Below are 22452 nucleotides of genomic sequence, written 5' to 3' on the forward strand. Positions count from 1 at the left end.
GACGAAGACGAAAACGGTACCGCAAATAGCGAATATTAGATAGGAGATAGAAAGTGGACCGACTCAAAGGAAAAGTCGCTCTGATCACCGGAGCCGCACAGGGCATCGGACTGTCAGTAGCGCAGATTTTCGCACGCGAAGGCGCCACGGTGATTGCGGCTGATATCAAGCTGGCTAGCGATTCGGATGGCTTCGACGTTCGGCAGCTTGACGTGTCCTCGCCTGCGGATTGGTCACGCGTTGTGGAGTCGGTGGTTGCCAAACACGGGCGCATCGATGTACTCGTCAACAATGCTGGCATTGTCGGCTGCTATGAAACGCTGGACGGCACCGATCTGGACAGCTGGCAGAAAGTGCTCGCCGTCAATCTCACCGGCAGCTTCCTTGGCATCCAGGCGGTACTCCCCTCAATGCGCGCAATGCGCAAGGGCTCGATCATCAATTTCTCGTCCATGTGGGGCATTGTTGGGGTCGCGGGGGCTGCCGCCTACGCTGCAGCGAAAGGCGGCGTACGAAACATGACAAAGAACGCGGCCGTGACCTACGCGCCCGAAAATATTCGCGTGAACTCCGTTCATCCTGGATTGATCCGGACCCCTCTGGTTACGGATCAGTCCGACGAAATGAACGCCGGGATCATCGCAAAGACGCCGATGGGACGCATGGGTACGCCGGAGGAAGTCGCGAACGTCTGTTTGTTCCTCGCCAGTGACGAGTCCTCGTTTATGACTGGTAGCGAACTGGTGATCGACGGTGGATATCTCGCCCAGTAGCAGTATGCGATGCGTGAACGCGGGCGGCGATCGTCTCAAGGTCCCAAAAGAAGTGCTTTCATCGACGTTGACTGGTTTCATTAGCACGGTCGGCGAATTTCTCAATAGCCTTCAGCTTTCGCTGCAGGCGTAAGGCAGATGAAACGTATGTCTATCGATCTTCTCTCTCAATTTGGCCGGCGCGTGCGAGTGGGCCTCGTCGGCGGCGGAAAGGATTCCGTCATCGGTCGTACTCATCTTGTCGCCATGCGGGCCGACGGACTTTACGATGTAGTCGCTGGCGCGATGTCAGTTGATCCCGAGGTCGCGAGAGCTTCCGCGCAGGCCGAATTGATCGACGAAGATCGCATCTACACCGACTTTCGTGTGATGGCAGAGCGCGAGGCGGCGCGTGAGGACCACATCGATGCGGTGGTGATCGCCACCCCGCCTCAATTGCATTTCGAAGTGGCGAGCGCATTCATGGAAAAAGGGATCGACGTCATCTGTGAAAAGCCGCTCACCCGTGATCTCGGCGAGGCGCAACGCCTCAATGAGCTCGTCCAGCGCCACGACCGGATATTCCTCCTCACGCATTGCTACACCGGTTATCCGATGGTTCGCGAAGCGCGCGCGTTGATAGCCTCGGGCGCACTTGGCAAGATCCAATGTATTGAAGGCGAACTATGCGCAGGCTTTGTGGTTGACCCCCAGAATCCTGATCGCCATTGGCGGTTTCGCGAATCGGCGATGGGCAAGGGCGTCCTGGGAGAAGTTGGCTCTCACGCCCACCATATTGTCTCGTACATCACCGGACTTCGCGTCGAGGAAGTCTCCGCCGAAATGACGACTTTCGCCGAGGAGCGTGAAGTGTATGACAACGCCTATTTGACAGTACGCTTCGAAGGTGGCGCTCGAGGTCGACTGCGGGGTAGCTATGTCGCAGTCGGAAACGACCATGGGCTTTCATTCCGGATTTTTGGAGAGAAGGGCAGTCTCACGTGGGTTCAGGAAGAACCGGAAGTTCTTTGGTTCAAAGCGGCTGGCAAGCCCGCGCTGAGGCTTGCTCGGGGCTACAACTGCCTTTCGCCTGCAGCGGCCGCCTCGACGCGTTTCACGGCTGGACACCCCGAAGGTTACGCACTTGCCTTTGCAAACCTGTACTCGGATTTCGCGAAGGCGCTGATGGCCAAGCGTCTTGACTTGCCTTATCAGTCATACCTCGACGGCATTCCAGGCATTTCGGACGGAGTGGACACGATGGCGCTGATCGACGCTGCTGTTCGTTCCAACGATAAGGGCGGAGCTTGGACCGCGCTTACACGACCAGAGATCGGGTTGCCTGGAAGAAGCTGAGTTCGAATCTGAGCTTGAATTTTCATTGAGAACCCAGTTGGCCTTCCTAAGGCCAGGTTCCGTCACGATCTGGCGAACGTGACACCGTAGAGCTTTTTAAATCAGATTGGAGACAATGATGCTTAAGAAATTTTTGTTTGGCCTGACCGCCATGAGCTTGCTGGTAGGTGCGGCATCAGCGAAAGAGCTGACTTCGGTCGGCGTTACGGTCAGCACTCTCGGCGATCCTTTCCAGACTGCTGTTGTAAAGGGCGTCACCGATCGCGCAAAGCAGATCAATCCGAACGTGAAAGTCACAGCGGTGGCCTCTGACTACGACCTGAACAAGCAGTTTTCCCAGATCGATAATTTCATCGCGGCAAAGGTCGACCTGATCATGCTGGTCGCCGCCGATCCACAAGCAATCTTGCCTGCGGTCAAGCGTGCAGAAGCGGCGGGGATTCCAGTAGTTGCGGTTGATGTATCCGCGGAGGGTGCCAAGGCGACCGTGCAGACCAACAACATCAAGGCTGGGGAAATGGCGTGCCAATACCTGTCGGACAAGCTCGGCGGGAAAGGCAAGGTCATTATCCTGAACGGTCCGTCTGTTTCTTCCATCAAGGATCGCGTCAAGGGTTGCAAGGAAGTGCTGAGTAAAGGAAATTTCGAAATCCTTTCCGACAATCAAAATGGCAAGGCGACACGTGATGGCGGTCTCGCTGTCGCTCAATCGCTCATGACCCGGTTCCCGAAGATTGATGGCATGTTCACTGTCTGTGATCAGGAAGCCATTGGCGCTGACCTGGCGGCAAAACAGATGAATCGCAAGGACTTCGCGATCGTCAGCATCGATGGTTCCCCCGAGGTCGAGGTCTCGCTCAAGCAGTCGGGTTCCTTGATTCAGGGGTCGGTGGCTCAGAGTCCGTACGGGATGGCGATGAAAGCCCTTGACATTGGCAACGACATTTTGAAGACCGACAAGGCTCCGTCAACCCCGGTTGTAGCTCCTCGACCCCAAACTGGTCACGCGTGACAACGTTGGGTCATATAAGGGCTGGGCTATGAACTGAGTTTGGTGCATCGCGGCGTATGCCGCGATGCATGCGGTCCCCGCACGCGCTTTTGCGTGCGCACCAACCAGCACATACAAGGAGACATGATGCCTACGGATAGTGGGATTCCTCTGCTCGAGATGCGGAACGTCAGTAAGACGTTCGTCGGCACAAAGGCTCTCGATAACGTCAATCTGCGCGCATGGGGTGGTGAGGTTCTTGCACTGATGGGGGAAAACGGCGCAGGGAAATCGACGCTTATGAAGATCCTCTCAGGTGCCTATGAGGCTGATGTGGGCAGTGAGATCCTGATCGATGGCCAGCCGGTAACCATCGGAAATCCGTTGGAAGCGAAAAAGCATGGCGTATCAATTATCTACCAGGAATTGAGCCTCGCTCCCAATCTTACCGTTGCTGAAAACATCTATTTGGGGCGAGAGGTTGTAACTCACGGAATGGCAAATCGCCGGGCAATGTATGCAGGCTGTCGCGACGTACTGGAGCGACTCGACGCTCCCTTCAATGCTCGCACGCTGGTCGGTACGCTTTCGATCGCAGAGCAGCAACTGGTAGAAATTGGCCGTGCGCTGCATGCGAAGTCCAGGATTCTGGTGCTGGACGAGCCCACCACCGCGCTCTCATCTCGCGAATGTGAGAGGCTGTTCGCACTGGTCAGGCAGCTGCGCGCAGAAGGCATCGCCATCATTTATATTAGCCACCGCATGGAAGAGGTCTATGACCTCTCCGATCGTGTGTCCGTACTGCGTGATGGGCGGTACGTTGGCACGATCGAGCGTGCCGAGCTATCCGCGCAGACGATCGTCAAGATGATGGTTGGTCGGGATCTATCGACCTTCTACATGAAAGAGCACGATTCCGGTGGTAGCCGTGGTCCAGTGATATTCGAAGCAAAGGACATTACCGACGGCGACAAAGTCAAGCCGTGCAGTTTCCAACTCCATCAAGGCGAGGTGTTGGGCATTGCCGGGCTGGTCGGCTCCGGACGTACTGAGCTGGCCCGATTGATTTACGGGGCCGATGAGAAAACAGGCGGGAAGATTTTTATCAATGGTCAAGAACTGAACATCCGTCAACCCTCGGACGCTCTCAAACATGGCCTGGCATACCTGACGGAAGATCGTAAGGCACTTGGTCTCTTTCTAGACATGTCGTGCGCCGAAAACATCAATATCGGCGTCATCGTTCCAGATGCCCGTCACGGCGGTTTTCTTAATCTCGCAAAAGGCAAAAGCCGCGCCAACTCGGCATTTCAGCAACTTGGCATTCGGGCGGCGAGCCCCCTGGTCAATGTTGGCAGCCTCTCCGGAGGAAACCAGCAGAAGGTTTTGCTGTCCCGTTGGCTTCAGATCGGGCCAAAGGTCCTGATTCTCGACGAGCCAACGCGTGGGGTGGACATCGGTGCGAAATCGGAGATTTATCGCCTGATCGACGACCTGGCTCGCCAGGGAATCGGTGTCGTGGTGATATCAAGCGAGTTGGCGGAAATCATTGGAGTTTGCGATCGCACTCTTGTGATGCGCGCGGGCCATATCGTCGGCGAGATCGGCGGCCCCAACAAGGAAGCAATTACGCAAGAAAACATTATGGCCCTGGCGGCAGGTGCCAATGCATCCCTTGATGCCGCTTGATACCCAGAATTGGAGACAATCATGAACAAATCAACCGTTAGCGGTTCCACCACGGCCAAGAAACTGACAGATGGCATCGGCATGTCAGCCCATAAGGTGTACGTGCGCAGGCTGATTAGCGCAATCGGCATGCTGCCGGTGCTGATCATTCTTTGCTTCGCCTTCAATCTCGCCACTCAAGGCACATTCTTCACGGGCCAGAACATAGCCATTGTGTTGCAACAGGCTGCTATCAACACAGTCCTGGCCGCAGGGATGACCTTCGTCATTCTCACAGGTGGCATCGACCTTTCAGTCGGCTCGATGCTGGCTACCGCGGCGATGACAGCCATGATCTGTTCTCTCAGTCCATCGTTCAGCGCGTTTGCGCTCCCGGTCGGACTTTTGACGGGGGCCGTGCTGGGGGGAATCAATGGCTTGCTAATCGCGTATCTCCGGCTTCCACCCTTTATCGTCACGCTCGGATCGCTTACCGCCGTGCGAGGACTCGCCCGTTTGTTCGGTGACGACGGTACGGTGATGAATCAGAATCTGAGCTTCGCGTGGATTGGTAATGCAAGTTTCCTGGGCGTGCCTGTACTTGCGCTCATTGCACTCGCTGTAATCACGGTCTCGTGGTTCATCCTTCGCCGTACTGTGGTCGGTATCTGGATCTACGCACTCGGTGGAAATTCTGCGGCAGCCCGTCTCTCCGGCATCAAGGTCAGCCTGATCCTGCTGTTCGTCTACGTCGTCTCTGGACTGCTTTCTGGTCTCGGTGGTGTGATGTCCGCGGCGCGGTTGTACGCTGCAAATGGATCGCAGGTCGGGCAGGGTTATGAACTCGACGCAATTGCAGCGGTCATTCTCGGCGGAACGAGCTTCGTGGGTGGCGTAGGTTCAATCTGGGGAACCCTGGTTGGTGCATTGATCATTGCAGTACTTTCCAATGGCCTCGTCATCTTCGGCGTGTCCGACATCTGGCAGTTCATTATCAAAGGGCTCGTGATTATTGCTGCCGTGGCGCTCGATCGCTTCCGCCGCAGCGATGAGAACCACACCTAGTTATCGACAAGCGTAATCGAAGCACGACAGTCAATAAATTTACGCGTTTGGGCTTGCCTTCTGCGTGCTTCGGTCGGCCGCGATCGATGTTCGAGCAACGCAGAAAATGGTGGAAATCTCGAGTGACAAAAATGCTCTGCCGCGCGACGTCGAACACAGATCTGATCTTCATGGCGGCGCTTAAGGCCGAAAACGTGTAGGCATCGCAGACGTATCCGCCTTTCCAGCATGGCCATCCTCGACGCGACGTTGATGCCGGCAAGGCGTCTGCGTCCGCGTGCGCGCGTAAGGTACGGTGATTGGCCCGGGCGAGTTTTGATCTGTTTGTGTGCACGCGCACGTGCGTTGACGTCATTGTCGAACAAGAACCGCAATGAGAGTGTCATTTCGTGCGTACGCAATCGCGAGCACTACCTGATCGACGGATCAATCTACAAGGCTTCTAAAAACAATAGAACTTAAAAAACAGACTCATATATTTAGCATTACATATTTATAGAAAGCGTCTTTTCACAGTTTGGAGAAACGAGAAAAAGGTGAAGCGTATCATTCTTGGATCGCTGACGATGAGCCTGGCAGTTGCAGCGAGTGCTCAAAGCAGCGTTACGCTGTATGGGCTTGTCGATAATGGTTTGCAATACGAGACCGGCTTGCCGAAAGGGAATCGTTGGGCGGCCGAATCGGGAAATTGGGCTGAATCGAGATTGGGTCTGAAAGGACTCGAGGACATCGGCGCGGGCACGTTCGTGACGTTCCAACTGGAGTCCCGGCTTAACACGGAGAATGGGACTTTCGCGAATGGCTCCTTCTTTGAGGGCCAGGCAACCGTGGGGATGACTAATGCAACCTACGGGTCATTCCGTATCGGTAACTTCGGCGCCAGTGAGTTGCTTCAATACGCGGGTATCCTTGACCCTCAACAGACGCAGAAGTATTCGTTTGGCACACTTGTGCGAGGCCGCATGTTCCCGCAGGCGGCGAATGGTGCCGAATACCTGTCACCAAGTTTCGGAGGATTTACCGTTCAAGGTCAATACAATCTGACCAACTCGACTACTTGGAACGCCGGTAACCCAGGGAGCGTTCCCAGCCAACTGGGAACATCAACCGGACTCGGCAGTTCTCAAGGCCGTGATGACGGCATAAAGTTGGAATATAAAGCGCATAGTCTCGATTTCCAGGCCATTTACGATGAGATGCGCGACGGAAATGGGAAGTTCAGTAACGTCTATCTCGCTTCGCGCTCGATCTTTGCGGGTGGGTCTTACGTCTGGGGCCCTGTGACGTTCTATGCAGGGTACCAGCACCTTAGCGCGCCCGACGCGTCAAATGTGGGCTATTACGGAACAGCAAACCCGTCCGCGTTGCCAGCAGGCACTTCGCTACCTACTACGGTAGATGACGAATGGGTCGGCGCTCAGTGGGCGGTGACGCCCTCGACGTTCCTGACAGGCGCGGTGTATCACGCGAATGCAAACAACGGGAACGGAAATGCAACGTTGTTCACGCTTTCCGGTGCGTATCAGCTTTCGAAACGTACTCGCCTTTATTCCGAACTCGGCTATTTGCATAACAGTGAGACCTCGAATCTTGGACTTAACGGTGGACTGTACGGAGCAAACACGAATAACGATCCGGTGAACGGAAACATGTCGAGTACTAATCCGAACTTCGGTCACAGCCAGTTCGGTGCTTTTGCGGGGATCGCTACGCAGTTTTAAGCGTAGGAGGCCGGGGCGGCGGTGCGAATAATCGGTTGGGCCACCGCTCTTAGACATGTAAAACGACGGCAGTGGTCGCGAACGTGACGAAATCGCATCAAGGATGCGATGAAAGAAAAGGCTGCCTTCTTCCGTTACCATTTTCATGGAGACGAAGATAACTTCTAGACGAATCAAGGGTTCGACGCCGGCTTAGACGTAAGCTGTTCACCCTTCCCTTTGGGGGCCAGGATGGGTCGGGGGCTGGCATTCGTTGATGTTGGCAGCAGACGTTCGCCATGGCTGTCAACGAATGGCTGGTCTGAGGCAGTGAGCAGGCATAGCAAGGCCAATGGACGAACGGCGGCTCAGGCCGAAGACCGGTCCGTCGCAGAACCGCAAATGCGACTATGACGCAAGGCGCACGAGGGATAAGGCCGAATGATGGATTTAGGGCGCTGAAAGGTATCATCTACGACGAGCCCCTGCCTGCCGTGCCTCCCCAACCCTACTTCACCGCCCCCAACGCCAACCCCTTCACCAGGAACCGCTGCAACCAGGCAAACACAATCGAAACCGGCAACGTCGCGCAGAGGGTAGCGGCCATCACCAGATGCCACTCAACGACGTACTTGCCAGCGACCATGTCAGTCACCTGCACAGTAAGAGTCTTATTCTCCGGCGACCGAATCAACGTATAAACAACCGCAAACTCATTCCACGCATTAATAAAAGTAAAGATCGCCGTCACAACAATCGCAGGAACCGCAAGCGGCAAGAACACCTTAAAAACAGCCCGAGTCCTCCCACACCCCTCCAACCACGCCGCCTCTTCCAGATCCCTTGGCACCGTCTGAAAGTAAGAAGACAACATCCAAACCGCAAACGCGATATTGAACGCAGCATAAGAAACGATGACCCCAATCTTGGAGTCGACCAGATTCCCATCCCCATAAGGAATCATCGCCGCGAGCCGGAACAAGCCCACCACCAGCAAAATCGGCGACAACATCTGCGTCACCAGCAGAAACTGCGAATACAGTCCCTTCCCACGAAACGGAAACCTAGCCAACGCATAAGCCGCCGGCAAGCTTACCGCCAACGCCAACGCAGTCGACAAGAAACTAATCACACAGCTATTCCTCAGCGCGACACCAAAATTAGCCGCAACCCACATATCCGAAAAATTGCTCCACTGCCAATGCACCGGCAACCATCTCGCCGGATAAACAAAGATCTCAGTAGCCGGCTTCAACGCCGTAAAAAACATCACCGCAAACGGAAACAGCACGGCCACAACGAGCGGCGACAGCGCCAACCAGCACCACAGCGAGCGCTTCATCTTGACGCTAAGACTCATGACGCCTCTCCTTCTTTCGCGGGCTGCAGGCGCAGATAAGCGATCGAGAAAACGAACAGCATAACGAGCATGATCAGCGACACGGCCGCGGCCTGGCCGGGACGTCCCAGCCTGAATCCAAGCTCATAGAGATACGTGACGAGAATGTGCGTGCCGTTATCCGGCCCGCCTTGGGTCATCACCCAGATGATCGGGAAAGAATTGAACACATAGATCACGTTCAACAGAATCGTCATGTTGATGAACGGCCGCAAGAGCGGCATCGTCAGCTTGCGAAACTGCTGCCACGCACTGGCGCCATCCATTCGCGCCGCTTCATAAATATCGCCCGGCACCGACGACAACCCGCCCAGCAGAATCGTCACCGTAAAGGGAATCGACACCAGAATGCCGACGGCGATTTCCACGGGAAACGCGAGTTCCGGCGTCGCAAGCCAATGTATCTGACCGTGGATCAAGCCAAGCCGCTCCAACGTGACGTTGACCATGCCGTAGTCGTCGTTGAAGGCCCAGCGCCACACCACGGCGGTCATCGTCAGCGAGACGGACCACGGCAGCATCACAATCGTGCGCGCCACGCCGCGTCCATAGAAATCCTGATTCAGAATCAGCGCAACCGGCACGGAAATCAGCACCGTGCCGCCCACCACGCACACGGTCCAGACAACCGTTCGTCTGGCTGCGGCAAGAAAGTTTGGATCGGTGAAAACCGTAATGAAATTCTGCAGACCGCTGAAATCGCGGATCGCACCGAAGCGCGAGACCTCGTGCAGCGATTGCCACACGATGTTGAAAATCGGATAGCTGATGATGAAAAGCGCCAACACCAGACTCGGCGCAATCAGCAACCAGGGCGCCTGGAGGCGCGAAGAAGCGGAACGGCTCATGCGTGCTCGATCGTAAGACGCGCTCATGTTAAAAAATGGGCGCGACGGGATGGGCCGGATAGTGCATTAGGACCGAAACGCGCGCCGCCTTCACAACGGCGGCGCGCGTTCCGTGTTCAGCATCGTGCTACGAGACTACGCAATCACTTACCGAGCGACTTGTTCGCTTGATCCGCCGCGGCATTCAACGCATCAGCAGGCTTCGCCTTGCCCAGGTAGACCGATTGCATTGCATCGGTCACGGCCTTCGCGGTGTCTTCCCAACCGGTCACGGTCGGCGCGAAGTGAGCCGTCGGCAGCAGCGCGACGAAAGCTTTGGTATCCGGATCGTTGAACGCCGGATCGGTCGCCTCAGCCTTGGTGGTCGGCAGGAAACCTTCGGTCTTCGTGAACTCGACGCGCGGTTCCTTCGTGAACAGATAGTCGAGGAACTTCCATGCCGACTTCTTCACCTTCGAGTTCTTGAACATCACGATCGAGTCGGTCACGGCATAGGTAGCGTGCGTCGTGCCCATCGGGATCGGATCGATACCGTACTTCAGATTCGGCGCTTCCTTCTTGATCTGCTTGGACAGGAACGGTGCCGAAATCACCATCGCAACGCGGCCTTGCTTGAAGAGGTTTTGCACGTCTTCACGGCTATAGCCGGTCACGCCAGGTTGCGTCAGACCCTGGTCGATCATCGTCTTGTACAGCGTGGCCGCCTTGATGCCGGCCGGCGAATTGAACGCCGCCTTGCCGTCCTTGCCGACCACATCGCCGCCGTTGGTCCACAGCGCGTAGTAATAATAGACGTCGGTTTCGATTTCCTTGCCTTGCAGACCGAAGCCGGCAATGCCCTGCGCCTTCAGTTTCTTCGACGCATCAATCACGTCATTCCACGTCTTCGGACCGTCGGGGTAGCCGACCTTCGCGAGCAGATCCTTGTTGTAGTAGAGCGCGCGTGCCGAAGCCGCGATCGGCAGGCCGTACACCTTGCCGTTGATTTCACCCGGGGCGAGGAACGGGCCGATGAAGCGATTCTTGAAGCTCGCGTCCATGTAGCCGTCGAGCGGCTCAGCCACGTCGTCCTTCACGAAGTCGAGCAGCCAGCGCGTGCCGACGATCGCGAGGTCGGCGTTAGCGTTACCGGTAATGTCCGTCTGCAGTTTCTGTTGCAGCGTGTCCCAGCTCACGTCTTCGATCTTGATCGTCGTGCCGGGATTGGCCTTCTCGAAGCTACGGGCCATTTTTTCGAAGTACGGCGCGGTCGCATCGCTGTAATGCGCGACCGTTACGCGGACCGTGTCGGCGTGAGCCGCGACGGCAATACCTGCAAACGCGAGCGCCACGGCAACTTTGCCTAGCGCGAGGGAAGCACGGGCATGCAACGACATTTCTCTCTCTCCTGTGTCGATCGGAGTTCGCGCTTTAGCACTTTCTCCGGTCCCATCCAACGATGGTGGGGGGTGGTCTGCTGCCGTCGCCGGCCGCTTTGGGTTAAATTGTTTGAAAAAATCCTACATGACGCAAAATAGCTTGTCACGTAGGGTCTGCCATATTTCTTCTCGGCAAGTTTTGTGCATAAGATGCTGTAAAGCAGGGGTATTCTGCGTAACGCGAAGTCACGGATACCCAATCTTCGGGATGACTAGACAACTACGCAGCGTCAGGTTTGTAGGAAATTTACACGCTGGAACGGCGCTGAACGGGGTTGAGGAGCGAGGGCGGACATGAATCGTGTGGTGTTGGTAACGGGCGCTTGCGGTGGCATCGGCAGCGTGTTGTGCAAGCGTTTCGTGGAGCAGGGCGATACCGTGCTGGCGCTCGATATCGACGCGGTTGCGCTGAGCGGATTGACGGTGCAGTTAGGCGAGACACACGTCACGCCAATCGCGGTCGACCTCGGCGATGCTGCGGCAGTGCAGCATGCAGTGGCCGAAGCGGTGAAGACGCGTGGTCCGGTGGACGTGCTAGTCGCCAACGCGGGTGCCGCCAAAGGTCTGACGCTCGCCACGACCGACGCCGCCAGTTGGCAACGCGACATCCATTTGAATCTGAACGGCACGTATCACACGGTGGAAGCGGTGCGCGCGTCGATGATCGAGCGGCAGAAGGGCGCGCTGGTGCTGATCGGCTCGGTGAACGGCATGGCCGCGCTCGGGCATCCGGCGTATAGCGCGGCGAAGGCCGGCCTCATCAGCTACACCAAAGCGCTGGCGATCGAACTGGGCCGTTACGGCATTCGCGCGAACATTGTCTGTCCGGGCACGGTGAAGACGCAGGCATGGCAGGCGCGCGTCGACAAGAATCCGCAGGTCTTCGAGGATCTGAAGAAGTGGTACCCGTTGCGTGACTTCGCGACGCCCGACGACATTGCCGACGCGGTGCTGTTCCTCGCATCGCCGATGGCGCGCGTGATAACCGGCGTCGCATTGCCTGTCGACGGTGGGCTGATGGCCGGCAACCGTTTGATGGCGGAAGAACTGACACTCGAATCGCTTTGAATCGTTTTGAACTGCTTTGACCGGATAGCGCGACGTGTTCTTTGCTCGATGAAACAAGGCAGCACGTTCGTATGACAGCACGACGATGAGGACAGCATGGCAGCAGTGCAACTGAGCGGCATCTTCAAACGCTATGGCGACACGCAAGTGGTGCACGGCATCGATCTCGACATCGACGACGGCGAGTTCGTCGTGCTGGTCGGCCCATCGGGTTGCGGCAAGAGCACACTGATGCGCATGGTGGCGGGGCTCGAAGAAATCAGCGGCGGCGATCTGATGATCGGCGGCACGCGCGCGAACACGCTCGCGCCGCAGCAGCGCAATATTTCGATGGTGTTCCAGAGCTACGCGCTCTATCCGCATCTGTCGGTCTACGAGAACATCGCGTTTGGGCCGCGAATTCGCAAGGAATCGTCCGCGAGTTTCAAGCCGCGGATCGAAGCCGCCGCGAAGATGCTGAACCTCGGCGGTTATCTGGATCGCTTGCCGCGTGCGCTGTCGGGTGGTCAACGTCAGCGGGTGGCAATGGGCCGCGCGGTGGTGCGTGAGCCGTCGCTGTTTCTGTTCGACGAACCGCTGTCCAATCTCGACGCCAAATTGCGCGTGCAGATGCGCACGGAAATCAAGGCATTGCATCAGCGTCTGAAGAATACGGTGATCTACGTCACGCACGATCAGATCGAGGCGATGACCATGGCGGATCGCATCGTGGTGATGAACGCGGGGCGGATCGAGCAGGTGGGCCGCCCGCTCGATCTGTACGACCGTCCCGCGAATCTGTTCGTCGCGAGCTTCCTCGGTTCGCCGTCGATGAATTTTGCTGAAGGCGTGTTGACGAATCGCGCGGATGGACAGGGCTTCGCGTTGAAACTCACTGACGGTGGCGAGATCGTGCTGGAGGGTACACCCGCTTCCGCCGTTGTCGGCGCCAAGGTCACGCTCGGCGTACGTCCCGAGCACATTGAAACAATGGCTGACAAGCCGGACGCCACCATAGAAGTCGAAGTGGTCGAGCCGACTGGCGCCGAGACTCATTTGTACGGGAAAATAGGTGGCAGCACGTGGTGCGTGACGACTCGCCAGCGCTCGAAAGTCGAGCCCGGTCAGCGCGTAACGCTGCGTCTGCCGGCTGAGCATATTCATCTGTTCGATACGGAGAGTGGACGCAGACTGGTCTGAACCGCGTGTTGCCGCGCTTGAGGCTGATCCAGGCTGATTCAAGCCAACTGAAGCTGCGACGCGACGCGGATTCATCTAACCCTTAAGGAACACCGGGTGTCCGCACCGAACTTGATCCCCCACATCCGCGGCGCGCTGGCCAATTTGCGGCCCGCCGAGCGCAAAGTTGCCGAGATGGTGCTGAGCGACGTCGACTTTGCGATGCGCGCGAGCATCACGGAACTCGCGCAGCGCGCGGACGTGTCCGAGCCTTCGGTCACGCGCTTTTGCCGCGCGATCGGTGCGCATGGTCTGCGCGACTTCAAGATGCAATTGGCGCAGAGCGTGGCGGGTGGGGTGCCGTATGCGTCGACGGCGGTTTCGCGTGATGATGACGTTCAGACGTTGATGGACAAGGTCGGCGAAGCCGCTGTTGATGGGATTACGCATGCGTGTGGTGCGTTGGACCCGGCGGTGTTTGAGAGTGCGATTGCGGCGTTGTCGAGCGCGGGGCGGGTTTTCTTCTTTGGCGTCGGGTCGGGGTCAGGACTTGTTGCGCAAGATGCGGCTTTAAGGTTTTTGCGGCTCGATATAGCGGCTACGGCGTTTACCGATGGTCATTTGCAACGGCTTTACGCGGGGCTCATGGAGCCGGGTGATGTGGCGTTTGCGATTTCGCATTCGGGCCGCAGCGTCGAAGTGAACGAAAGCATTCAGATCGCCAAGGAGCGTGGCGCAACTACGATTGCGCTGACGAATGTCGGCTCGCGCCTGGCGTGGCTGGTCGATATTCCGCTGCTGTTGCGCGTGCCGAGTCCGATCGATCCGAATACGCCAGGCGTGTCGCGGCTCGTGCATCTGTGCATCATGGACGCGCTGGCTATCGGCGTCGCGTTGAAGGCACGGCCCAATACACTCGAAAAAATGCGGAATGCGAAGGCGCGGTTGTCGTCGCATGAGCCGGAGGCGGCGGGGGATTGACCACGCTGCACGATGGCCGCTTCAAGAACCCTGCGACAAACGTGCGAACAATCACGCAGCCTGAGGACGCCAGGCGATCATGCCTGCCGTCCGCGCTCGAACTTCTGGCGAGGCCAAGCAGGTCGCAACGGCCTCGTATCCCGGCGTACCTGGATAGGGGGCGACTAGAGTGGGCGGGCTGTGATTGGCTGGGCACAAAATAATGGATTCATCGGGGCCGATTGCGGCCAGATCCAGAATCGCTGAAGAGCGCGTCATCAGAAACAAGGAGCGCGCACCAAGCCTGGCGCGTTGGCGAAGATGGATGATCAACGCCTCCTGCGTGGCCTGATCCAGGCCTTGCTCCACCATGTCCACGACGACGGCCGACCCTTCGGATTCCAGGCCAACGAGCAGGGCGCTGAGGGCTTCCGATTCTGCTGCGCCTTCATCGATGAGCCACGCCAGAGTCTGATCAACGCGTGATCTGAGCGCCGCATCCGTTTCCAGGCGGGCGAGAGTCTCGGCGTATCCCTCGTGTGCCCGTTCGAGGCCCAGAAATGCGGCATTCGGTAGATTCTCGGTCAGGCACTTTGCCAGCCGTGTCTTGCCGCTTCCCAAAGGACCGATGATGTAGTTCAGCGGTCGGATTTCACGGAGTTCGAATCGTTCGCCGCCCCAAGGCCAGGGAAGATCGAAGGCCGTGCTGAGTCCGGCGGAAGGGTTGACCAGGCGTGCCAATTCTCCGTCTGCAGGCGCCTGACCTCGAGCAAGATCAGCCCGAAGCCCCTTGACCTTGGCTATCGTATCCACGAGCTGGCGAATGCCCGCTTCAAGCGTCGCTTCGTGGGCAGCCAAGGCGGGCTCCAGACTCTGAGGGTCGCCTTTCAGCACCTGTGCCACCTGGGCGAGGCTGAGGCCAAGCGCGCGCAGGGCAACAATCTCCGCTGCACGATTCATCTCGTCGGGACCATAGGTGCGATAGCCGGAGACCGTGCGTGCCGGCGTCACCAGGCCTCGCTGCTCGTAGAGTCGCAGGGCTTTGGCCGAGACGCCGAGCCGTCTCGCCGCTTCGGAAGCACTCAAAAATGGGGTGGAACAACGCATGAGTCACCTCTTCGTTTGCTGACCACGCACATCATGGAGTTGGCCCTTGGGGCCGAGTCAATGGAATAGTTACAGCGCGGCTTCAAGGCGTCGCCGCCATCCACCCAAACCGCCGCGACAACCTCAGCGTTGCCGCGCGCAAAGTTTGCGCAGGGCCGCCCGTGAGCTCGCTATCGAAGCTCCCGCTCGGACCCATCAGCGCGAGCACGAGGCAGATGCTGCCGGTATGGTCCAGCACCGGCGCGGCCAAGGTGTCGATGCCCGGCACGGGCCGGCTCAATGCAGTATCGATGCCGTCCGCACGGATTTGCGTGAGCCGTTGTGCGTAGGCTTTTGTCTCCCCCGCCGGCGCCCCTGCTAGCCGCAAATGATCCTGCACCAGCAGACCATGACGCACATCGTCCGCGACATATGCGGCAAACACCCGCCCGATCGCCGTATTCACCAGCGACATCACCGTGCCGACCCGCAAGCTCACATGCAGCGGCCGCGCCGATTCCTCCAGACGCACGACGGTTGGCCCGAGCGGCCCGAGCACCGCCATCGCGACACTCATCCCCGTCGATGCTGCCAGTTCGACCACTTCCGGCTCAGCCTCACGCGTCGGCGATAAACGCTGCAAGCCGATCAACCCAAGCTCAAGCGCCAAAGGCCCGGCTTCGAAACAACCCGAAGCGTCCCGATCGAGCAGTCCAATTTTGAGCAGACTCACCAGATGCGGAAACGCTTTGGCCGGCGGCATGCCCGCAGCCGCTGCAAGGTCGCGCAAGCTTAATGGCCGCGCGGCCGCAACCAGTGCGCCAAGCAACTCGCCGGTGCTATCGAGCGACTGGATGCCGCGCTGCGGCTTCGCATGCGCGGAAGCAGCGGAAGCGCCGGAGGCGGAGTAAGAGGTGTCGAGAGAGTCGGTCACGATGCAGAGGAAGCTAGCAGGGAAGGCGTTGCCGCAAGTTCGGCGCTGATGTCATGAGCCGCAGCAAGCAGCGCGCGCGCCGTCGGGCCATCGGCGGCGACGTCGATCGCGCCGGTCGAGCCGATCACGGTTAGCGCGAGGCACAAGTGGCCGTCGGCGTCGAGCACCGGCGCGCTCAAACTGCTGATACCTGGGCTCGGCGCATCCACGCTGCATTCCAACCTGTGCACGCGGATTGCATCTAAAGCTGCTTCGAACGCGGCGCTTTCGTCGGGCGGTGTCATCGCGCTACTCGCCGCGCCCGACTGATTCGCCCACATCCCCTCCACCGCGTCGCGCGGCAGAAAAGCGCAAAACACGCGACCCGTCGACGTGGCCGGCAGCGACATCACCGTCCCCACATGCAGATTCACATGCAGCGGAAAGCCGGCATGCTCGTAGCGGACGATGGTCGGCCCTTGCGGCCCGGCAATGCAGATCGCGACGCTGAATCCGATCGCCTCGGCCAACGCCGCCACCCGCGGCACGGCGGCGCGAAACGCCGGCTGGTTCTCCAGGTGCATCAACCCAAGCCGCAACGACAGCGGCCCGGGTTCATAACGGCCTGACAGTTCGTCCCGTTTGATCAGACCTAAGCGGCTCAGGCTCACCAGATAAGCATGTGCTTGCCCCGGCGCGATCTGCGCGGCGCTGGCGAGATCGGACAAGGCAAGCGGGCTGCGCGCTTGCGCCAGCGCCAGCAACACGCGGCCGCCCACTTCAACGCTCTGAATCCCGCGCTGTGTCTTGCTGCCATCCACTGTCTCGCTGCCGCCCGCGCCTTTGCCGGTGGCCGGTTTCGCTGCTTTGCTCACACCTGCGCTCGTCCGTAAAAAGGGTCCATGTTAGCCGAAGCCCGGGCGAAAGCCCGCACCCCTCTGTCCTCATCTTAGGCGCTCAGAGATTTGTGTATAGCGATACATTTCGCTATTGACAAATAAACTGGCCCGGCCATAAGATGCATTCACCCCGACATACCGGTGCAGTCACAGAGTCAAAACGGGGCGAGACAACCTCCAATACAGTCAGCCAGCGCATCTGAGCGCGCAGCCGGCGTCTCGCCTCACATTCAACTTTTGAGGGAGACAAGCATGGCAAAGGCATTCGCATCCCAGGCCGACCTGGAAGTCAAGAAAGTCACGTGGACCAAGTTGTCCGAGAACGCCTACGCATACACCGCTGAAGGCGATCCGAACTCGGGTGTGATCATTGGCGACGACGGCGTGCTGATCGTCGACACCACCGCCACGCCGGCCATGGCGCAAGACCTCATCGCGAAGATTCGCAGCGTGACCGACAAGCCGATTAAATACGTCGTGCTGTCGCATTACCACGCGGTGCGCGTGCTTGGCGCGTCGGCATATTTCGAAGAAGGCGCGCAACAGGTGATCGCGAGCCGCGGCACGTACGAGATGATCGTCGAGCGTGGCGAAGCGGACATGAAGTCCGAAATCGAACGCTTCCCCCGTCTCTTCGCCGGTGTCGAAACGGTGCCGGGCCTGACGTGGCCCACGCTCGTGTTCGAAAAGGAAATGACGTTATTCCTCGGCAAGCTCGAAGTGCGTATCGCGCACCTGGGCGCCGGTCATACGAAGGGCGATACGGTGGTGTGGCTGCCGTCGCAGAAGGTGTTGTTCTCCGGCGACCTGGTCGAATACGACGCAGCCTGTTACTGCGGCGATGCACAGCTTGAACAATGGCCGGCCACGCTTGAAGCGCTGCGCGCGTTGAAGGCCGAGAAGCTGGTGCCGGGCCGCGGTCCTGCATTGACTACGCCGGAAGACGTCAACAAGGGTCTCGATTACACGAAAGACTTCGTCACCACGCTGCTGCAACAAGGCCGCGAAGCGGTCGAACAGAAGCTCGACCTGAAGGCCGCCATGGCGCACACGCGCAAGGCCATGGACCCGAAGTTCGGCCACGTGTTCATCTATGAGCACTGCCTGCCGTTCGACGTTTCACGTGCTTTCGACGAAGCGAGCGGTATCACGCATCCGCGCATCTGGACCGCGCAGCGCGATAAGGACATGTGGGCCGCTTTGCAAGCCTGATTGATAACAGCATAGGAACGCTGGAAAGCGTCAAGCAGAGCAGAGAAGGACGGAGACACAAGATGAGCATCAACTACCAGACGCTGTCGTTCGACTATCAGCCTTGCCGCGAACAAAGCAGGCAAAGCGGTGCGGATCAGGCGGCCTATCCCGTGATCGTGGTCGGCGCGGGGCCCGTGGGCCTCGCTACCGCGATCGATATCGCGCAGCAGGGCGTGCCGGTCGTCCTGGTGGACGACGATTGTTCGTTGTCCACCGGTTCGCGGGCGATTTGCTTCTCGAAGCGCTCGCTCGATATTTTCGACCGGCTCGGCTGCGGGCAACGCATGGTAGACAAGGGCATTAGCTGGAATGTCGGCAAGGTGTTCCTGAAAGATGAACTGGTGTACACGTTCAATCTGCAGCCGGAAGCGGGCCACAACCGGCCCGCGTTCATCAACCTGCAGCAGTACTACGTCGAAGGCTTTCTGCTCGAACGTGCGCAGGAAATGTCGAATCTCGAGATCCGCTGGAAGAGCAAGGTGGTTGGCATGCAGCAGAGCGGTACGCCTGGCACTGCTCAAGCTAGCGTGACGTTGACCGTCGATACGCCTGACGGTCAGTACGCGCTGTGTGGCCGCTATGTGGTGGCCGCCGACGGCTCGCGCAGTCCGATGCGCAATCTGATGGGACTCGACAGCCACGGCGTCACGTTCAAAGACCGCTTCCTGATCGCCGACGTGAAGATGGAAGCGGAGTTTCCGACCGAGCGCTGGTTCTGGTTCGATCCGCCGTTTCATCCGAATCAGTCGGTACTGTTGCATCGTCAGCCGGATAACGTGTGGCGGATCGATTTCCAGTTGGGCTGGGACGCGGACCCGGTGCTCGAAAAAACGCCGGAGCGGGTGATTCCGCGCGTGCGTGCGTTGCTCGGGGCGGACGCGAAGTTTGAGCTGGAATGGGTCAGTGTCTATACGTTTTCGTGTTTACGCATGGATCGTTTCCGGCACGGCAACGTGTTGTTCGCGGGCGATTCCGCGCACGGCGTGTCGCCGTTCGGTGCGCGCGGCGCGAATAGTGGCGTGCAGGACGCGGAAAACCTCGCATGGAAACTGGCAATGGTGCTCGAAGGCAAAGCCTCCGACGCCTTGCTCGACACGTATGCGAGCGAGCGCGAATTCGCTGCAGACGAAAACATCCGCAACTCCACCCGTTCGACCGATTTCATCACGCCGAAGAGCCCGATTAGCCGCGTGTTCCGCGACGCCGTGCTGAAGCTCTCGCGCCAGCATCCGTTCGCGCGGCAGTTGACGAATAGCGGTCGCTTGTCGGTGCCGGCTGTGTTGCATGATTCCCCGCTGAATACATTGGACAGCGACAGTTTCGAAGGTCTGATGGTGCCGGGCGCATCGTGCGTCGATGCGCCCGTTCATGCAGCCGGGCAAGCGGCATGGCTATTACAGCAGCTTGGTCAGCAATTCACGGGCGTGTTGTTCTGCGGCTCGCAAGGAATCGATCAGGCGATGCAAGCTGCGCTGGATGCATTACGCAGCGGTCCGATTCCGCTGAAACTCGTTGTGGTGACGAGTGGCGATGCGCAGGTCGCAGCGGCTTCGGGTGCGAATGTGGTGCACGACGTCGACGGTCTTGCGGCCGCTCGTTACGACGCTAAGCCCGGTACGTTCTATCTGATTCGCCCGGACCAGCATGTCTGCGCGCGTAGGCGGCAACTCGACGTGAGCTTTGTGGAAAGTGCCTTGAAGCGAGCGTTGTGCGTTGAAGGTACGGCCTGAAGTTTTTGGCCTATCCGGTGCACGCAGAAAACACAGCGAACACAGCCTAGGCGGCAAACGCAGCACATCGGCAAAAGAAAAAGCAGGAGACAGTCATGGCATTGAACACGCAACCCAACCTCGCCCGCCCCGACGATTTCTACGAGGCGCTGATCGACATGCATCGCGATCTGGACGACGCGCAGAGTCAGTCGGCCAATGCGCAACTGATCCTGTTGCTGGCCAACCATATCGGCGATCACGCGACGCTGCTCGAAGCGATGCGGCACGCACGCGAAGGCGTGACCGATGCTGCGGGACAGGGCGCACAGGCGCATCCGCTGGCTGCGTGACCAAGTGTCATAAGTGTCATTCCACGCGGATTACGCTGCTGCGGGGCATCGGGGCATCGGGGCATCGGGGCATCGGGGCATCGCATGTCGCCATGATGCCGGTGTCGAAGCCCACGCAGTTTTACGTGCTACGGTGCCGTTCGGCGTGCCGAAGAAAGCGACACGCATCTAAAGATCGAACAGACTCGAACGCCAGATCGGGTAGAGTCGTGTCTATCCCTTTGCGACCGCGCGTCTAACGTCCGAACCTTCACGATGTATTCGATCGAACCCGTTCCATTACCGCATGCGGGCCTGTCCGACGTTTCCTTGTGGCGAGTCGATTTCGCTTTCGATACGTCGCTGGAGGATGCTGCCTTCGCGTCACTCAGCGATGAAGAACGCACGAGAGCCGGCAACTTTCGCCGCCACGAAGACGCGCTTCGTTTCGCGTCCGTGCGCGTGGCGCTGCGCGAACAACTCGCGCAGTATCTCGGCATTGCGGCACACGCCGTCCGATTCACGAGCGACGCAAACCACCGGCCTCACCTCACCGATTCCAGCGTGCTCGATTTCAACGTATCGCATGCGGGCACACATGGGCTCATCGCCATGTCGCCTAAGCGGCGCGTCGGGGTCGATATCGAACATCAGAGCGACAAGTTCGATTGGCATTCGATTGCGGCATTGACGCTCGATGCGAGCGAAGCAGCGTGGATCGAGCGCCTTGAGGTTGATCAGCAACTCGCCGCGTTCTACGACGCATGGGTCGCCAAAGAAGCGCTAGTCAAGACGACGGGTGTGGGCATCACGCGTGGCTTGCAGCATCTGACGGTGCTGCCGCGTGACAGCACCGAGGTGACGCTGCGCAACCAGATTCCAGAAGACATGAATGATGTTGCTGCGCAATGGATCGCGGCGCCGGCTGGCTATTCCGCATGCGTGGCATGGTCGACGAAAACGTTCGCGCGTTAGAACACGTACCTTCCTTTCGCGCAATCATACACACGCAGCACACGCAGCCTGCGGCACACCACCCTACGCGCCTGATTCACCAAACACACAAGCCTTCGGCCACCCAAACGCATACACGTGCGTAACCGGCTGCGCGAGTGCAACCGCCGCACGAATCTTGCCCGACATCGGCAGATCGAGCACATGCCAGCAACCATGCTCCGCGAGGTCGAACGCGCAGGCTGCGGCATCGCACGACAACATATCCAGATCGATATCGACCGGCGCATAGCGCAACGCATTGCACAAGCTGCCGTAGCGCGCGCGTTGGCGTGAGTCTTCCGGTGTGTCACCTGGAGCGGCGATCGGGGGAGGGACGACGACGCTGAGACCGAGCGTTGCCGGCGCAATGCCGATTACGATCCAGATACCGCCGTACGCGATATCGATCGTGATGCCTCGACCGTCGTGCGGATGACGCGCGTGCAGTTTTTCGTTGCCGTCGTCCTGCAAATCGACGGTGCGCGGCTCGCAGTCGAACAGATTCGCGACGATCCAGCGCGTCACCACGCGCGCGCTGATAAAGCGTTTGCGTAACGCCGAGTTCGGATGCAACCGTGCGCGTTCGCGCTCGACCTTCGACAGCCACGTCTCGCCTTCCTGCACCGGCACCGGTAGCCATTCGCAACGGAACCGCCACAGATGCAACTCACCCGCGCGTGGCGCGGCGGCGCTGCGCGGATAGTGGCGCGTCAATGGGCGCGAGACAAATTTCGGCGTGACCGCGCTGACAATAGCGGGCGCAATTCGAGCACCTTGATCGGCTTGCGAGGCGTTAGCGTTATTCGCCGCCTGCGAGTCGATGCTGTCACGCACACGCGACGGCGCGAGATAAGCGAGTTCCAACGGCATACGGTCGGTC

Annotated in this window: 18 protein-coding genes and 2 pseudogenes; 13 read left to right on the top strand and 7 right to left on the bottom strand. The window is 58.9% G+C overall.

The genetic code is table 11. The features are described from left to right. Positions 1 to 53 precede the first annotated feature (53 nt). From ACUN0E_RS21165 to ACUN0E_RS21190, 6 genes and pseudogenes are all read left to right on the top strand, one after another. A complete protein-coding gene (locus ACUN0E_RS21165; protein WP_445567884.1) occupies positions 54 to 773 on the top strand; it encodes an SDR family NAD(P)-dependent oxidoreductase in 720 nt (239 codons plus the stop codon). A gap of 138 nt (positions 774 to 911) precedes the next feature. After that, positions 912 to 2108, top strand: a complete 1197-nt coding sequence (locus tag ACUN0E_RS21170; RefSeq protein ID WP_445567885.1) for a Gfo/Idh/MocA family protein — start codon at positions 912 to 914, stop codon at positions 2106 to 2108. 115 nt (positions 2109 to 2223) lie between these two features. Further along, positions 2224 to 3157 (top strand): annotated as a pseudogene (locus tag ACUN0E_RS21175) (ABC transporter substrate-binding protein). An 86-nt stretch (positions 3158 to 3243) separates the two neighbouring features. Beyond that, on the top strand, positions 3244 to 4788 hold the full coding sequence (locus tag ACUN0E_RS21180) for a sugar ABC transporter ATP-binding protein (RefSeq protein ID WP_408242034.1): 1545 nt from the start codon (positions 3244 to 3246) through the stop codon (positions 4786 to 4788). 120 nt (positions 4789 to 4908) lie between these two features. Then, positions 4909 to 5832, top strand: a pseudogene (locus tag ACUN0E_RS21185) (ABC transporter permease subunit); the annotation flags it as partial. Between the two features lie 566 nt (positions 5833 to 6398). Beyond that, positions 6399 to 7553 carry a porin gene (locus ACUN0E_RS21190; RefSeq protein WP_445570499.1) on the top strand — a complete coding sequence of 385 codons (1155 nt, stop codon included), beginning with the start codon at positions 6399 to 6401 and terminating at the stop codon, positions 7551 to 7553. A gap of 487 nt (positions 7554 to 8040) precedes the next feature. Here the strand turns inward: ACUN0E_RS21190 and ACUN0E_RS21195 are convergent, their stop codons facing one another. From ACUN0E_RS21195 to ACUN0E_RS21205, 3 genes are all read right to left on the bottom strand, one after another. After that, complete coding sequence (locus ACUN0E_RS21195; protein ID WP_408242036.1) at positions 8041 to 8892, bottom strand: carbohydrate ABC transporter permease; 852 nt, start codon at positions 8890 to 8892, stop codon at positions 8041 to 8043. Beyond that, positions 8889 to 9779, bottom strand: a complete 891-nt coding sequence (locus ACUN0E_RS21200; RefSeq protein WP_408242038.1) for a carbohydrate ABC transporter permease — start codon at positions 9777 to 9779, stop codon at positions 8889 to 8891. The genes ACUN0E_RS21195 and ACUN0E_RS21200 overlap by 4 nt, the downstream gene beginning before the upstream one ends. 143 nt (positions 9780 to 9922) lie before the next feature. After that, entirely contained in the window at positions 9923 to 11155 is a 1233-nt protein-coding gene (locus tag ACUN0E_RS21205; protein ID WP_445567886.1) for an ABC transporter substrate-binding protein, read from the bottom strand. 336 nt (positions 11156 to 11491) lie between these two features. Here ACUN0E_RS21205 and ACUN0E_RS21210 point away from each other — a divergent pair, with 336 nt between their 5' ends. From ACUN0E_RS21210 to ACUN0E_RS21220, 3 genes are all read left to right on the top strand, one after another. Then, complete coding sequence (locus tag ACUN0E_RS21210) at positions 11492 to 12265, top strand: SDR family oxidoreductase (RefSeq protein WP_445567887.1); 774 nt, start codon at positions 11492 to 11494, stop codon at positions 12263 to 12265. 96 nt (positions 12266 to 12361) lie between these two features. Further along, on the top strand, positions 12362 to 13444 hold the full coding sequence (locus ACUN0E_RS21215) for an ABC transporter ATP-binding protein (protein WP_408391451.1): 1083 nt from the start codon (positions 12362 to 12364) through the stop codon (positions 13442 to 13444). A gap of 96 nt (positions 13445 to 13540) precedes the next feature. Beyond that, positions 13541 to 14404: a MurR/RpiR family transcriptional regulator gene (locus tag ACUN0E_RS21220; protein ID WP_408233379.1), complete on the top strand. Its 864-nt coding sequence runs from the start codon at positions 13541 to 13543 to the stop codon at positions 14402 to 14404. Between the two features lie 51 nt (positions 14405 to 14455). Here ACUN0E_RS21220 and ACUN0E_RS21225 read toward each other — a convergent pair whose 3' ends face one another. From ACUN0E_RS21225 to ACUN0E_RS21235, 3 genes are all read right to left on the bottom strand, one after another. Continuing rightward, on the bottom strand, positions 14456 to 15490 hold the full coding sequence (locus ACUN0E_RS21225) for a MerR family transcriptional regulator (protein ID WP_445567888.1): 1035 nt from the start codon (positions 15488 to 15490) through the stop codon (positions 14456 to 14458). Between the two features lie 82 nt (positions 15491 to 15572). Continuing rightward, positions 15573 to 16403 carry an IclR family transcriptional regulator gene (locus tag ACUN0E_RS21230; RefSeq protein WP_445567889.1) on the bottom strand — a complete coding sequence of 277 codons (831 nt, stop codon included), beginning with the start codon at positions 16401 to 16403 and terminating at the stop codon, positions 15573 to 15575. Further along, on the bottom strand, positions 16400 to 17257 hold the full coding sequence (locus tag ACUN0E_RS21235; protein ID WP_445567890.1) for an IclR family transcriptional regulator: 858 nt from the start codon (positions 17255 to 17257) through the stop codon (positions 16400 to 16402). The genes ACUN0E_RS21230 and ACUN0E_RS21235 overlap by 4 nt, the downstream gene beginning before the upstream one ends. A 276-nt stretch (positions 17258 to 17533) precedes the next feature. Here ACUN0E_RS21235 and ACUN0E_RS21240 point away from each other — a divergent pair, with 276 nt between their 5' ends. From ACUN0E_RS21240 to ACUN0E_RS21255, 4 genes are all read left to right on the top strand, one after another. Continuing rightward, complete coding sequence (locus tag ACUN0E_RS21240; RefSeq protein ID WP_408339404.1) at positions 17534 to 18493, top strand: MBL fold metallo-hydrolase; 960 nt, start codon at positions 17534 to 17536, stop codon at positions 18491 to 18493. Positions 18494 to 18555: 62 nt separating this feature from the next. Then, positions 18556 to 20265, top strand: coding sequence for an FAD-dependent oxidoreductase (locus tag ACUN0E_RS21245; protein WP_445567891.1), 1710 nt, complete (start codon positions 18556 to 18558; stop codon positions 20263 to 20265). Between the two features lie 95 nt (positions 20266 to 20360). Further along, positions 20361 to 20597, top strand: a complete 237-nt coding sequence (locus ACUN0E_RS21250; protein ID WP_445567892.1) for a DUF2783 domain-containing protein — start codon at positions 20361 to 20363, stop codon at positions 20595 to 20597. A gap of 255 nt (positions 20598 to 20852) precedes the next feature. Continuing rightward, entirely contained in the window at positions 20853 to 21551 is a 699-nt protein-coding gene (locus tag ACUN0E_RS21255; protein WP_445567893.1) for a 4'-phosphopantetheinyl transferase family protein, read from the top strand. Positions 21552 to 21614: 63 nt separating this feature from the next. Here the strand turns inward: ACUN0E_RS21255 and ACUN0E_RS21260 are convergent, their stop codons facing one another. Further along, positions 21615 to 22442 carry a hypothetical protein gene (locus ACUN0E_RS21260; RefSeq protein ID WP_445567894.1) on the bottom strand — a complete coding sequence of 276 codons (828 nt, stop codon included), beginning with the start codon at positions 22440 to 22442 and terminating at the stop codon, positions 21615 to 21617. Between the last annotated feature and the right edge of the window lie 10 nt (positions 22443 to 22452).

It is taken from the genome of Paraburkholderia sp. D1E (genome assembly GCF_052682275.1).

What these genes read in the sequence shown, in the direction of transcription:
- ACUN0E_RS21200 (WP_408242038.1), bottom strand. Translation starts at nt 9,779, where the DNA reads ATGAGCCGTTCCGCTTCTTCGCGCCTCCAGGCGCCCTGGTTGCTGATT.
- ACUN0E_RS21170 (WP_445567885.1), top strand. Translation starts at nt 912, where the DNA reads ATGAAACGTATGTCTATCGATCTTCTCTCTCAATTTGGCCGGCGCGTG.
- ACUN0E_RS21225 (WP_445567888.1), bottom strand. Translation starts at nt 15,490, where the DNA reads ATGCGTTGTTCCACCCCATTTTTGAGTGCTTCCGAAGCGGCGAGACGG.
- ACUN0E_RS21240 (WP_408339404.1), top strand. Translation starts at nt 17,534, where the DNA reads ATGGCAAAGGCATTCGCATCCCAGGCCGACCTGGAAGTCAAGAAAGTC.
- ACUN0E_RS21195 (WP_408242036.1), bottom strand. Translation starts at nt 8,892, where the DNA reads ATGAGTCTTAGCGTCAAGATGAAGCGCTCGCTGTGGTGCTGGTTGGCG.
- ACUN0E_RS21190 (WP_445570499.1), top strand. Translation starts at nt 6,399, where the DNA reads ATGAGCCTGGCAGTTGCAGCGAGTGCTCAAAGCAGCGTTACGCTGTAT.
- ACUN0E_RS21210 (WP_445567887.1), top strand. Translation starts at nt 11,492, where the DNA reads ATGAATCGTGTGGTGTTGGTAACGGGCGCTTGCGGTGGCATCGGCAGC.
- ACUN0E_RS21205 (WP_445567886.1), bottom strand. Translation starts at nt 11,155, where the DNA reads ATGTCGTTGCATGCCCGTGCTTCCCTCGCGCTAGGCAAAGTTGCCGTG.
- ACUN0E_RS21215 (WP_408391451.1), top strand. Translation starts at nt 12,362, where the DNA reads ATGGCAGCAGTGCAACTGAGCGGCATCTTCAAACGCTATGGCGACACG.
- ACUN0E_RS21180 (WP_408242034.1), top strand. Translation starts at nt 3,244, where the DNA reads ATGATGCCTACGGATAGTGGGATTCCTCTGCTCGAGATGCGGAACGTC.
- ACUN0E_RS21245 (WP_445567891.1), top strand. Translation starts at nt 18,556, where the DNA reads ATGAGCATCAACTACCAGACGCTGTCGTTCGACTATCAGCCTTGCCGC.
- ACUN0E_RS21260 (WP_445567894.1), bottom strand. Translation starts at nt 22,442, where the DNA reads ATGCCGTTGGAACTCGCTTATCTCGCGCCGTCGCGTGTGCGTGACAGC.
- ACUN0E_RS21250 (WP_445567892.1), top strand. Translation starts at nt 20,361, where the DNA reads ATGGCATTGAACACGCAACCCAACCTCGCCCGCCCCGACGATTTCTAC.
- ACUN0E_RS21255 (WP_445567893.1), top strand. Translation starts at nt 20,853, where the DNA reads ATGTATTCGATCGAACCCGTTCCATTACCGCATGCGGGCCTGTCCGAC.